The sequence below is a fragment of the Sphingopyxis sp. MG genome (assembly GCF_002953155.1).
Lineage (GTDB): Bacteria > Pseudomonadota > Alphaproteobacteria > Sphingomonadales > Sphingomonadaceae > Sphingopyxis > Sphingopyxis granuli.
The window spans coordinates 694,032-706,581 of sequence record NZ_CP026381.1 but is presented as its reverse complement, the minus strand read 5'-3'; the positions used below and the strand labels follow the sequence as shown (position 1 = coordinate 706,581).

Here is a 12,550-nt window from a genome sequence, read left to right as displayed (position 1 = left end):
GCCCGCGCCGCGCTTGCCAAGTCAGCGGCAGAAACCGTTGCCGCTCATGTCGAGGTGGAAATGATTGTAATGGGCGGCGTTATAGTCGGGGCTGAGCACCGTCCCAAAGCGCCGGCATGCCGATTTGTGCAGCGCGCGCAGAAAGTCCTGCGACGGCCTGTCGCCCTTCCACCCGCCGTCGAGCATGATCCGCCGCCCGTCGGCAAGCACGAAGCCCGCGACGTCAATCGCGTTCGAATAGGCGTGCTGCGACAGCCGCCCCGACCGGCCGCCATAGATGTTGCGGCAGCTGTAGGTGCCATAGGTCTCGATCTTCACGACCTCGGTCCCGAAATATTTCCGCGCCGCGGGGCGCACCGCATATTGCGCCCACGCCGCGAAGTTGCGCGCGAGCGGACAGGTCATCGGCCCGAGGTTCGTCACCGGAGTGCCGATGTCGAGCAGTTTCACCGAATCGATCGAACTGCACCCGCCGCCATGATCCTGGTTCGGCAGCGGCGTGAAGCGCACCCCCGCCTGCTTGAGGTCGAAGGCGCATTGCTGCGCGTCGGTGCTGGTGAAGGACGGTGCGCCGGTGACCTGCGGGCGCTGGACCGTCGTCGCGCCGGGACGCTTCGCATCGGACCGCTTCATCACGTCGGGAGCGCCGAAGCAGGCCGACAGCGCAAAAGCCGCGGTGGCCGCAACGAGCATCCGGGGCTTCAAGACCGTCGGGATCGCCATGCCGTCAAATTATCGACGAAAGGGTTAACAGCCCGTAAACCATCTTCGCGGTTCGTCGCAAATGATGCGATGCTCCTCTTTCTCGGCGATGGAGATCGGCGGGCGAAAGCCCCCGCATCGCCGCCGCCCGCACAAATCATTTGACAGTTGCGCCCTCCTCCTTAAACGCGGCGCCGGGCCACGCGGTCCCAACGCCGCGCGTGCTCTCTGTAAGGAGAGTTGACATGACTGAAGTGCGTAAACCGCAGGCCAAGCCTGCGCGCCCCTTTTTCTCTTCCGGTCCCTGCGCCAAGCCGCCGGGCTGGTCCCCCCAGAAGATCGCTACTGAATCGCTCGGCCGTTCGCATCGTGCGAAGATCGGCAAGGCGCGTCTCGCCCTTTGCATCGACCTGATGCGCGAGATGCTGCGCCTGCCCGACACGCACCGCATCGGCATCGTCCCCGGATCGGACACCGGCGCGTTCGAAATGGCGATGTGGACGATGCTGGGCGCGCGGCCGGTCACGGCGCTGGCCTGGGAAAGCTTCGGTGAAGGTTGGATCACCGATGCCGCGAAGCAGCTCAAGCTCGACCCGACGGTCGTCCGCGCCGATTACGGCCAGCTTCCCGACCTGAACCAGGTCGACTGGTCGAATGACGTGCTGTTCACCTGGAACGGCACCACCAGCGGCGTGCGCGTGCCGGACGGCGACTGGATCGCCGACGACCGGCAGGGGCTGTGCTTCGCCGACGCGACCAGCGCCGTGTTCGCCTATGACCTGCCGTGGGACAAGATCGACGTCGCGACCTTCAGCTGGCAGAAAGTGCTGGGCGGCGAAGGCGCGCACGGCGTCCTGATCCTCGGCCCGCGCGCGGTCGAGCGGCTCGAAAGCCACACCCCCGCATGGCCGCTGCCCAAGGTGTTCCGCCTGACGAAGGGCGGCAAGCTGACCGAGGGCGTGTTCAAGGGCGAGACGATTAACACCCCGTCGATGCTCGCGGTCGAGGATGCGATCTTCGCGCTCGAATGGGCAAAGGCGCTCGGCGGGCTCGACGGCCTGAAGGCGCGCAGCGATGCGAACGCCGCGGCGCTCGACGCGATCGTCGCGGACCGCGACTGGCTGAGCCACCTCGCAGCCGATCCGGCGAGCCGGTCGAAAACCTCGGTCTGCCTGTCGGTCGCCGGCGCGGACGCGGATTTCATCAAGAAATTCGCCGGCCTGCTCGAAGCCGAGGGCGCGGCCTATGACATCGCGGGCTATCGCGATGCCCCGCCGGGCCTGCGCATCTGGTGCGGCGCGACCGTCGACACCGCCGACATCGAAGCGCTCGGGCCGTGGCTCGACTGGGCTTACGCCGAACTGTCGACCTGACGCTCCCTCTTTTCCGTTGGCCCTGAGCTTGTCGAAGGGCCGCCCTTTTCTTCCGACGTCCAAAAGAGGAACTGTCCTTCGACAGGCTCGGGACGAACGGCGTTTTTGAAAGTCACCGAAATGACCACACCCAAAGTCCTCATCAGCGACAAAATGGACCCCAAGGCCGCGCAGATCTTCAAGGAGCGCGGCATCCAGGTCGACGAGATCACCGGCAAGACCAGGGACGAGCTGATCGCGATCATCGGCGATTACGACGGCCTCGCGATCCGCTCGGCGACCAAGGTCACCGCCGACGTCCTCGCCGCCGCAACCAATCTGAAGGTCGTCGGCCGCGCCGGGATCGGCGTCGACAATGTCGACATCCCCGAAGCGTCGAAGAAGGGCGTCGTCGTGATGAACACCCCCTTCGGCAACAGCATCACCACCGCCGAGCATGCGATCGCGATGATGTTCGCGCTGGCGCGGCAGATTCCCGAAGCCAATGCGCTGACACAGGCGGGTAAATGGCCGAAGAATGATTTCATGGGCGTCGAACTCACGTCGAAGACGCTCGGCCTGATCGGCTGCGGCAACATCGGCAGCATCGTCGCCGAACGCGCGCTGGGCCTGAGGATGAAGGTCGTCGCCTTCGACCCCTTCCTGACCCCCGAGCGCGCGATCGAACTGGGCGTCGAGAAGGTCGACCTCGACACGCTGCTGGCAAAGGCCGACTTCATCACGCTGCACACGCCGCTGACCGATCAGACGCGCGGCATCCTGTCGAAAGAGAATATCGCAAAGACCAAGCCGGGCGTGCGCATCATCAACTGCGCGCGCGGCGGCCTGATCGACGAGGCGGCGTTGAAGGAAGCGCTCGATTCGGGCCATGTCGCGGGCGCCGCGCTCGACGTCTTCGCGACCGAACCGCCGGCCGCGGACAATCCGCTGCTCGGTACGCCGAACTTCATCTGCACGCCGCACCTCGGCGCCTCGACCGACGAAGCGCAGGTCAATGTCGCGATCCAGGTCGCCGAACAGATTTCGGACTATCTGCTGACCGGCGGCATCACCAACGCGCTCAACGTCCCCAGCCTGTCGGCCGAGGAAGCGCCCAAGCTGCGCCCCTATATGAGCCTGGCCGAAAAGCTCGGCAGCCTCGTCGGCCAGCTCGCGCACGACAATCTGACCACGATCTCGGTCGAGGTCGAGGGCGCGGCGGCCGAGCTCAACATGAAGCCGATCACCGCCGCGGTGCTCACCGGCCTGATGCGGCGCTATTCGGACAGCGTGAACATGGTCAACGCCCCCCACCTCGCGCGCGAGCGCGGGCTGGACGTGCGCGAGGTGCGCCACGACCGCGAGGGCGATTACCAGACGCTCGTCCGCGTCACCGTGGCGACCGAGGCGGGCGATCGGTCGGTCGCGGGCACGCTGTTCGGCAACAACGAACCGCGCCTCGTCGAGATGTTCGGGATCAAGGTCGAGGCCGACCTCGACGGCCATATGCTCTATATCGTCAACGAGGACGCGCCCGGCTTCATCGGCCGCATCGGCACCGCGCTCGGCGAGGCGGGGCTCAACATCGGCACCTTCCACCTCGGCCGCCGCGCCGCGGGGGGCGAAGCGGTGCTGCTGCTCAGCCTCGATTCGCCGATGCCCGAACCGCTGCTGTGGCAGGTCTGCCAGCTTCCCGGCGTGAAGACGGTGAAGGGACTGACGTTTTAAGCCAGCTTTTCAAATCCCGTTCGCATCGAGCGAAGTCGAGATGCCCATCGATGAAACGCTTCCCTTCGGGGTGTCTCGACTACGCTCGACACGAACGGATTTCGAGGTCGGTTGAATCCCTGCCTTCACCCTCCTAAGGCCAGCCCCATGACCAAGGCCCCCGCTCTGCTTCCCGAAGGCCTCCGCGACCGCCTGCCGCGCCAGGCGGAGGCGGCGTCGCGCGTGACGCGCGCGCTGGTCGATGCGATGCGCGCGCACGGTTACGGCCGCGTCGCGCCGCCGCTCGCCGAGTTCCGCGAGACGCTGAGCGGAGACGACGCCCGCGCGGCGCGCGACCTGCTGCGCTTCACCGACCCGGTGTCGCAGCGCACGCTGGCGCTGCGCCCCGACATCACGCGGCAGGTCGGGCGCATCGCCACCTCCCTGCTCGCCGCCGCGCCGCGCCCCCTGCGCCTCTGCTACGCGGGGCAGGTGGTGAAGCTGCGCGCGAGTCAGCTTCGCCCGGCGCGCGAGATGCTGCAGGTCGGCGCCGAACTGATCGGCAGCGACAGCGTCGCGGCGGCGCGCGAGATCGTCTCGGTCGCGATCGACGCGCTCGACGCGGCGGGGATCGGATCGGCGACGATCGACTTCACCCTCCCAGACGTCGTCGACCTGCTCGCCAGCGGTCCGTTGCCCGTCGCCGCCGACCGCGAAAATCTGCGCGACGCGCTCGACGCCAAGGATGCGGGCGCGCTCGTCCGTCTCGGCGCCCAGGCCTATCTGCCGCTGCTCCGCGCGACCGGGCCGTTCGACCGCGCGCTCGCTGACCTGCGCGCCTTCGACCGCGACGGCACGCTGGCAAGCCGCCTCGACGCGCTCGAGGCGATCGCCGCGCCGATCCGCCAGCGCGCCGCGCTGACCCTCGATCCCACCGAGCGCCACGGCTTCGCCTATCAAAGCTGGTTCGGTTTCCAGATCTTCGTTCCCGGCCATGGCGACGCGATCGGCCGCGGCGGCGGCTATGCGATCCCGCTCGGCGAGGAACAGGAGGAGCCGGCGGTCGGCTTTTCGCTCTATCCCGACCCGCTGATCGACGACGGCCTGGGCGCCGCGAACGAGGCCGAGCGCCGCATCTTCCTGCCGCTGGGCCACGACGCGGCGCTCGCCGCCAGCCTGCGCGCCGATGGCTGGCGGACGATCGCCGCGCTCACCGACGCCGACGAGGCCGGACGACTCGGTTGCGGGTGGAGCCTGGGGCCCGACGGGCCGGTCGCGGTATAGAGCATCATGCCTTAAATATGCACCGTTTGCCCTGAGCTTGTCGAAGGGCCGTTCTTTCTATCAGGCGCCGCAGAAGAAGGACGGTGCTTCGACAAGCTCAGCACAAACGACCTTGGGGGTGTTCCCCTGCACGACCGGGATCCGGCACGGACCCACCGCATATTCCACGCCCCGCCCCTTGCCTCTGCGGCCAAATCCGCTAAGCCCGCGCCGGGCCGGACCGGGCCGCATTCAGCAGGACAGCATCATGGCAAATGTCACCGTCATCGGGTCGCAATGGGGCGACGAGGGCAAGGGCAAGATCGTCGACTGGCTCGCCAATCGGGCCGACGCGGTCGTCCGCTTTCAGGGCGGGCATAACGCCGGCCATACGCTCGTCGTCGGCAACCAGACCTACAAGCTGTCGCTGCTGCCCTCGGGCATCGTCACCGGCACGCTGTCGATCATCGGCAACGGCGTCGTGCTCGATCCGTGGGCGCTGCGCGACGAAATCGCAAAGCTGCGCGGACAGGGGGTCGAGATCAATCCCGACAATTTCGCCATCGCCGACAATTGCGCGCTGATCCTGCCCTTTCACCGCGACCTCGACGCGCTGCGCGAGACGGCGGCGGGCGCGGGGAAGATCGGCACCACCGGGCGCGGCATCGGTCCCGCCTATGAAGACAAGGTCGGCCGCCGCGCGATCCGCGTCTGCGACCTTGCGCACCTCGACCATCTCGAACCGCAGATCGACCGCCTGACCGCGCACCACGACGCGCTGCGCGCGGGCTTCGGTGAGCCGCCGATCGACCGCGAGCGCCTGCTCGCCGACCTCGCCGAGATCGCCGACTTCGTGCTCGAATATGCGCAGCCGGTGTGGAAGCGGCTGAAGAAGGTGCGCAAGGCGGGCGCGCGCATCCTGTTCGAGGGCGCGCAGGGCGTGCTGCTCGACATCGACCACGGCACCTACCCCTTCGTCACCAGTTCGAACACCGTCAGCGGCACCGCGGCGGCGGGCTCGGGCCTCGGCCCCTCGGCGGTGGGTTTCGTGCTCGGCATCGCCAAGGCCTATACGACGCGCGTCGGCAGCGGCCCCTTTCCGACCGAACTGGAGGACGAGACCGGCCAGCAGCTCGGCGAGCGCGGGCATGAATTCGGCACCGTCACCGGCCGCAAGCGCCGCTGCGGCTGGTTCGACGCGGTGCTGGTGCGGCAGAGCTGCGCGGTGTCGGGCGTCACCGGCATCGCGCTGACCAAACTCGACGTGCTCGACGGGTTCGAGAAGGTGCGCATCTGCACCGGATACCGTCTGCACGGCAAGATCCTCGACTATTTCCCGAGCCACGCCGCCGATCAGGCCGCGGTGGAACCGATCTACGAGGAGATGGAGGGCTGGGCCGAATCGACCGCGGGCGCGCGCAGCTACGCCGATCTGCCGGCGCAGGCGATCAAATATATCCAGCGCGTGCAGGAACTGATCGAAACCCCGATCGCGCTCGTCTCGACCAGTCCCGAGCGCGAGGACACTATCCTGATCCGCGATCCGTTCAGCGACTAGGAAGCGCGCGCGAACGCGCTATAACCCTGCCATCGGGAGGGGGCCTATGGCGACGCGAACCGATGGATGGAGCGAAGGCGGGCGGCTGCTGATCCTGCTGATGGCGATGCTGCTCGTGATGAGCGCGATCGTCCTCGCCATCGCGGGCAGCGGAATCGACGGCACGCGCATGCTGATCCGCGCGAGCGCGCGCTCCTCGCTTCTCCTGTTCGTCGCCGCCTTCACCGCCGGTGCGCTCTTCCGGCTGCGGTCGACGCCGGCAACACGCTGGACGATCCGCAACCGGCGCTGGCTCGGGCTCGGTTTCGCCTTCTCGCACCTCATCCACCTGCTCGCCATCCTGTGGCTGTTCGGCGCCTATGGCGACCGGACACCTCCGCCCCCGATCTCGACGCTCGTCGGCGGGGGAATCGCCTATGTCTTCATCGCCCTGCTCGCGGCGACCTCGTTCGACGGCGCCGTGCGGACGCTCGGCACAAAGAACTGGCAGCGGCTGCACAAGGCCGGCGTCTGGTACATCTGGCTGATCTTCATGGTCAGCTATGGGGGCCGCGCGGCGATCGCCCCGATGTATATCCCGCCGGCGCTACTGCTGATCGCCGCCGCCGCGGTCCGGTTCGTTCCGGCGCGAAAGAGGGCGACTGCCTAGCGCGCCGCCGCCACGTCGCGGATCGCGGCGACGAAGCCCGCCGGGTCGTTCTCCTGAATGAAATGCCCGCCGTGCAGCGTACGGTGCGCCATGCCGCGCGCGCCGGGGATGCGCTCGACGAACAGCGCATCGCCGCCGCGCGTGATCGGATCGCCGTCGGCAAAGCAGCACAGGAACGGCTTGTCGAATGCCTCCAGCGCCGCCCACGCCCGTTTCTGGTCGGGCACCGCGACATTGTCGCCCAGCGGCACGAAAGACGGGAAGATACGCGCCGCAACCTTCGACGCGCGCGTCGGAAAGGGCGCGTCATAGGCGGCGATTTCCTCTGGTGTCAGCGACCGCTTCGCCCCGGCATTGACGATGCGCCCGATCGGAAAGACCGGGCTGTATCGCGAAAAGGCGCGCCAGATGGCAAAGGCGCGCGGCGCCGGCTGCCCTTCCGGCAGGCCGCCGTTCGACAGCGCGACGCCGGCGAACCGCTCGGGCATTTCCGCCACCAGCCGCAGGCCGATCAGCGAACCCCAGTCCTGACAGGCGAGGATGATGTCCTTCAGATCCAGTGCCTCGATCCACTGCCGCATCCACGCGACCTGCTGCGCATAGCTGTAGGCCGATGCCTCAAGCGGCTTGTCGGACCGGCCAAAGCCGATCAGGTCGGGCACGACGACGCGAAACCCGGCATCGACCGCCGGACCGATCATCTTGCGATACAGATACCCCCAGGTCGGCTCGCCGTGGAGCATCAGCACCGGCTGCGCCGCGGCGTCGCCTTCATCGACATGATGGACGCGCAGACCGTCCGCGATCTCGACATATTGCGGCGCAAAGGGCCAGTCCGGCAACCCGGCGAACCGGTCGTCCGGCGTGCGGTATACGCGCATATCCTTCTCCCCCACTTCTCCCCGATCCAGCTTAGACACGCGCCCGGCAGGCGCAACCCGCTTCCGTTCGGGCGGCAGACGTGGCACGAGAGGCGCATGAGCCGCGTCATCCTCGTCTTCTACGGCAGCTATCGCCAGGACCGGCAGGGCATCAAGCTCGCCCGCTGGATCGTCGAAGCCCTCGCCGCGCGCGGCGACCGCGCCGAACTGGTCGATGCGAAGGCCGTCGACCTGCCGATGCTCGACCGGCGGCACAGCGACTATCGCGAGGGCGAAGCGCCCGCGGCGATGGCCGCGCTGGCCGACCGGATCGCGGCCGCCGACGGCTTCGTCTTCGTGGCGGGCGAATATAACGGCGGCCTGCAGCCGGGGCTCAAGAATCTCGTCGATCATTATCTGCCGCAGTTCGCGTGGCGTCCGGCCGCGGTCGCGTCCTACTCGGCGGGCCCCTTCGCCGGCATCCGCGCCGCGACGGCGTGGCGCACCACGCTGGGCGCGATGGGCATGGTCGTCACCTCGACCCCGCTCAGCCTGGCGCGGATCGGCGGCGCCTTCGATACCGCGGGCCTGCCCGCGGGCGAGGACGGCGGCCGGCTGATCAAGGCCTTTCCGCGCTTCGCCGACGATCTGTGCTGGTGGATCGACGCGGCGAAAGCGCAGCGCGCCGCCGAGCGTCCGCCCTTCTAACCCGTCTTGAGCTCCGCCGTCAGGCGCAGGCTGGCGCGCCAGAAGAAGAAGGCGGGGATCAACCCCAGCCACGCGGCGCCGTACAGGACATAGCGCACGCTTTCCCCGCCGACGCTCGGCACCAATGCATCGGACAGGACGCCGAACAGGAAGGGCCCGAACCCGAGCCCGATCAGATTCTGCCCGAACAGCATGATCGACGCCGCGACCGCGCGCGCCTGCGGCCGCACCAGTCCCTGCACACAGGCGTAGGCGGGGCCGTAATAGGCCGAATTGACGATGCTGGGCACGATCAGCAGCGCCATCGCGACCCGCCAGTCCTCCATATAATAGCCGAGGAACAGCAGCGGCGCGACGATCGCCATGCCATAGGCCGGAAAGGTCAGGATATGCCGCTTGTCGCGCCGGCCGAAGACGTCCGCCGCCTTGCCGCCCAGCCAGGTGCCGAACGCCGCCGCCAGTCCCAGCACCACGGCCATCGACAGCCCCGCTTCGGTCGTCGACAGGCCGTGGCTGCGGATGAAGAAGCTGATCGTCCACAACGCCTTGCCATAGCCGAGGAAGGCCGTCACCGACGCCGCGATCAGGATGTAGACGAAGGCGCGCGAGGCGAAGACCTCCCTGAGCGCCGCGCTTGCGGGAAGCGCCGCGGTCGCGGAAGCGGCGGTCGCCTCCGCGACGCGGTGATGGCGCGGCTCGCGCATGACGAAGAGCACGACGAGCGCGAGGATCAATCCCGGCAGGCCCACGAGCATCAGCGCGATGCGCCAGCCATAAAGGTCGTTGACCACGCCGCCGAGGATCAATCCGAGCAGCGAGCCGACCGGGACGCCGAGGCCGTAGAAGGCGATCGCCGACGAACGCTTCGCCGCCGGCACGCTGTCGGTGATCAGCGAATGCGCCGCCGGGGTGCAGCCCGCCTCGCCGACGCCGACGCCGATCCGCGCGAGGAGAAGCTGCACGAAATTCTGCGCTAGCCCGCACACCGCAGTCATCACCGACCAGATGGCGAGCGCCAGCGCGATCAGCCGGACGCGGTTCGTCCCGGCTTTGTCGGCATGGCGCGCGATCGGGATGCCGAGCAGCGCATAGAAGACCGCGAAGGCCGGGCCGGCGAGCAGCCCGAGTTCGGTATCGGTCAAGCCGAGGTCGCCCTTGATCGGTTCGGCAAGGATGTTGACGATCTGCCGGTCGAGGAAATTGAAGATATAGACGATCAGCAGGAGCCACAGCGTCGCGCGCGTCCCCGTGCCCATGCCGTCCGTGGGCGGCGACCCGAGCCCCGGTGCAAGGGCAGATTTATCGTTCATTCGTCTCTCCGCCGCCATGGGTGCAGAGGCCAAACGAGCGTGTCAATGGCGCTGAAAGCGGTGCGAAAGACCGCGCCGGCTTTGCCGTTACGGCGACCGGGCCCGCGTGCAGCAAAAAAAAATGGGGATGCTTCATCCGCCATATCCGCTCCCCGGCCAAAGCCGGGGTCCAGACGAGGCGGCGCCATCGGGCATGGCCATCTGTCGCCGGGGAACCGGAACCGCTCCATGTATCGACGGAGATGCGCCGAAAATTTCGCTGGCCCCGGGGCGCCGCCCGAACCGGCATGAAAAGTGCCGGAGCAGCGAGTACTAAATCCGAACCGCTCGTCCGTTTGTGCTGAGCTTGTCGAAGCACCGTGCTTCTTCTTGCGGCGCCAAAGGAAAGAACAAGCCCTTCGATAGGCTCAGGGCAAAGGGTTCGGACTTAGGACACGGCGCTCAAGACTCTGATGACTTTAGATTGACCCACTTCGTCATTGCGACCCCGGACCTGATCCGGGGGAAGCAATCCAGAGCGGTTACCGCACACTCTGGATTGCCGCGCGGCTCCGCCGCTCGCAATGACGATTCCATTCGATGTCATCACGGTCTAGCGCCGCGACCGGCGCAGCCACCCGGCTTCCTCGCCCTCGAGCAAATCCATCGGCACCTGAATGGCCCGAATGGCAAGGCGCACCTCGAGGAGGAACAGCAGCAGCGACGCGAGCAGCAGCAGCATCGCCAGCGCAAAGGCCCACGACGCCGCGACCCCCAGGTTCAGGCCGGTGAACGCCTGGGTGAACAGCAGCGCGACGAGCAGGCAGACGACGATGCCGCAGGCGACGGCGGCGAGGATCGAATTGTTGATGACCCGCATCCGGCGGTCGGCGGCGCGCAGTTCGGCGACGACGCGCGCATGCTCATCACCCTCGGTTTCCGGCCAGCGCGCCATCAGCACCCGCGAACGGTCGACGACGCGCGACAGCCGGCCCGCGAGCACGTTGAGCAGGCTGCCGGTCGCCACCAGCAGGAATACCGGCGTCACCGACAACTGGATCGTCTGCGCAATCGCGCTCGCGTCCGCCGCCATCGTCAAGCCGGCCGCTCCGCCGCGAACCGGTAGTCCCGTCCGTTCATGGGCCGCGACCCGCCCGCCCGGTCACCGGTCAGCCGCCCGCCGCAACCGACGGCGTATTGACGCCGTGCATCTGCAGGAACTTGCGGATGTTGCGCGCCGCCTGCCGGATGCGCTGCTCATTCTCGACCATCGCGATGCGGACGAAGCCCTCGCCGTCCTCGCCATAGCCGACGCCCGGCGCGACCGCGACCTTGGCGTGGGTCAGAAGCTGTTTCGAGAATTCGAGGCTGCCCATGTCCCGCAGCGCGGGGGGCAGCGGCGCCCAGGCGAACATCGATGCCGGCGGACTGGGAATCTCCCAACCCGCGCGGCCGAAGCTTTCGACCATCACGTCGCGGCGCTTCTGATACAGGTCGCGGTTGCGCGCGACGATGTCCTGCGGGCCGTTGAGCGCCGCGCAGGCGGCTGCCTGGATCGGCGTGAAGGCGCCATAGTCGAGATAGGATTTGACGCGCGTCATCGCCGCGATCAGCCGCTTGTTGCCGACCGCGAACCCCATACGCCAGCCCGCCATCGAGTATGTCTTGGACATCGAGGTGAATTCGATCGCGACATCCTTCGCCCCCGGCACCTGAAGGATCGAGGGCGTCGGGTTGCCGTCGTAATACAGCTCCGAATAGGCGAGGTCGCTGAGCACCCAGACCTTGTTTTCCTTCGCCCAGGCGACGAGCCGTTCGTAGAAGGCGAGGTCGACCGCTTCGGCCGTCGGGTTCGACGGGTAGTTGACGACCAGGATCGACGGACGCGGCACGGTGAAGGCCATCGCGCGGTCGAGCGCCCGCCAGTAATTCTCGTCGGGGGTCGTCGGCACGCTGCGGATCGTCGCCCCGGCGATGATGAAGCCGAAGGTGTGGATCGGATAGCTGGGGTTCGGCGCGAGCACGACGTCGCCGGGCCCGGTGATCGCGGTGGCGAGGCTCGCGAGCCCTTCCTTCGACCCCATCGTCACCACGACCTCGCTTTCGGGGTCGAGTTCGACGTTGAAGCGGCGCGCATAATAATTGGCCTGCGCGCGGCGCAGCCCCGGAATCCCCTTCGACTGCGAATAGCCGTGAGCGTCCGGTTTCTGCGCGACCTCGCACAGCTTGTCGATGACGTGCTGCGGCGGCGGCAGGTCGGGGTTGCCCATCCCCAGATCGATGATGTCCTCGCCCGCCGCGCGTGCTGCCGCTCGCATCGCGTTGACTTCGGCGATGACATAGGGCGGCAAGCGCTTGATGCGATAGAATTCATCCTCGGACATGGGAACTGGAACAACTCCTTTTCGTTAAGTTCGGCCTTGACGCGAGCGGCAATCTCGCCAGCCGCATCGCGGCTTGTT

11 protein-coding genes are annotated in these 12,550 nt (G+C 67.6%); 6 read left to right on the top strand and 5 right to left on the bottom strand.

What is annotated here, in order from left to right:
* Positions 1–21 precede the first annotated feature (21 nt).
* Positions 22–693, bottom strand: a complete 672-nt coding sequence (locus tag C3E99_RS03200; protein ID WP_234002577.1) for an extensin family protein — start codon at positions 691–693, stop codon at positions 22–24.
* Positions 694–947: 254 nt separating this feature from the next.
* On the opposite strand from C3E99_RS03200, the gene C3E99_RS03195 reads away from it, so the two are divergent.
* The 5 genes from C3E99_RS03195 to C3E99_RS03175 all read left to right on the top strand — a co-directional run bounded on the left by C3E99_RS03195 (position 948) and on the right by C3E99_RS03175 (position 7,231).
* On the top strand, positions 948–2,075 hold the full coding sequence (locus C3E99_RS03195) for a phosphoserine transaminase (protein ID WP_076074376.1): 1,128 nt from the start codon (positions 948–950) through the stop codon (positions 2,073–2,075).
* Between the two features lie 120 nt (positions 2,076–2,195).
* A complete protein-coding gene (gene serA / locus C3E99_RS03190) occupies positions 2,196–3,782 on the top strand; it encodes a phosphoglycerate dehydrogenase (RefSeq protein WP_076077632.1) in 1,587 nt (528 codons plus the stop codon).
* Positions 3,783–3,929: 147 nt separating this feature from the next.
* Positions 3,930–5,045, top strand: a complete 1,116-nt coding sequence (locus C3E99_RS03185) for an ATP phosphoribosyltransferase regulatory subunit (RefSeq protein ID WP_076074374.1) — start codon at positions 3,930–3,932, stop codon at positions 5,043–5,045.
* Positions 5,046–5,292: 247 nt separating this feature from the next.
* The gene (locus C3E99_RS03180; RefSeq protein WP_067113039.1) at positions 5,293–6,582 is read left to right on the top strand and encodes an adenylosuccinate synthase; all 1,290 of its coding nucleotides are present in this window, start codon (positions 5,293–5,295) and stop codon (positions 6,580–6,582) included.
* A gap of 46 nt (positions 6,583–6,628) precedes the next feature.
* Positions 6,629–7,231, top strand: coding sequence for a ferric reductase-like transmembrane domain-containing protein (locus tag C3E99_RS03175; RefSeq protein ID WP_067113037.1), 603 nt, complete (start codon positions 6,629–6,631; stop codon positions 7,229–7,231).
* On the opposite strand, the gene C3E99_RS03170 is transcribed toward C3E99_RS03175, so the two are convergent.
* The gene (locus C3E99_RS03170; protein WP_076074371.1) at positions 7,228–8,112 is read right to left on the bottom strand and encodes a haloalkane dehalogenase; all 885 of its coding nucleotides are present in this window, start codon (positions 8,110–8,112) and stop codon (positions 7,228–7,230) included. The genes C3E99_RS03175 and C3E99_RS03170 overlap by 4 nt on opposite strands.
* A 96-nt stretch (positions 8,113–8,208) precedes the next feature.
* On the opposite strand from C3E99_RS03170, the gene C3E99_RS03165 reads away from it, so the two are divergent.
* The gene (locus C3E99_RS03165; RefSeq protein WP_067113033.1) at positions 8,209–8,799 is read left to right on the top strand and encodes an NADPH-dependent FMN reductase; all 591 of its coding nucleotides are present in this window, start codon (positions 8,209–8,211) and stop codon (positions 8,797–8,799) included.
* Here C3E99_RS03165 and C3E99_RS03160 read toward each other — a convergent pair.
* The 3 genes from C3E99_RS03160 to C3E99_RS03150 all read right to left on the bottom strand — a co-directional run bounded on the left by C3E99_RS03160 (position 8,796) and on the right by C3E99_RS03150 (position 12,472).
* Entirely contained in the window at positions 8,796–10,109 is a 1,314-nt protein-coding gene (locus C3E99_RS03160; protein WP_076074369.1) for a spinster family MFS transporter, read from the bottom strand. The genes C3E99_RS03165 and C3E99_RS03160 overlap by 4 nt on opposite strands.
* A gap of 592 nt (positions 10,110–10,701) precedes the next feature.
* Positions 10,702–11,181, bottom strand: a complete 480-nt coding sequence (locus tag C3E99_RS03155; RefSeq protein WP_067113704.1) for a DUF2721 domain-containing protein — start codon at positions 11,179–11,181, stop codon at positions 10,702–10,704.
* Between the two features lie 76 nt (positions 11,182–11,257).
* Positions 11,258–12,472: an LL-diaminopimelate aminotransferase gene (locus C3E99_RS03150; RefSeq protein WP_067113702.1), complete on the bottom strand. Its 1,215-nt coding sequence runs from the start codon at positions 12,470–12,472 to the stop codon at positions 11,258–11,260.
* Positions 12,473–12,550: the final 78 nt, after the last annotated feature.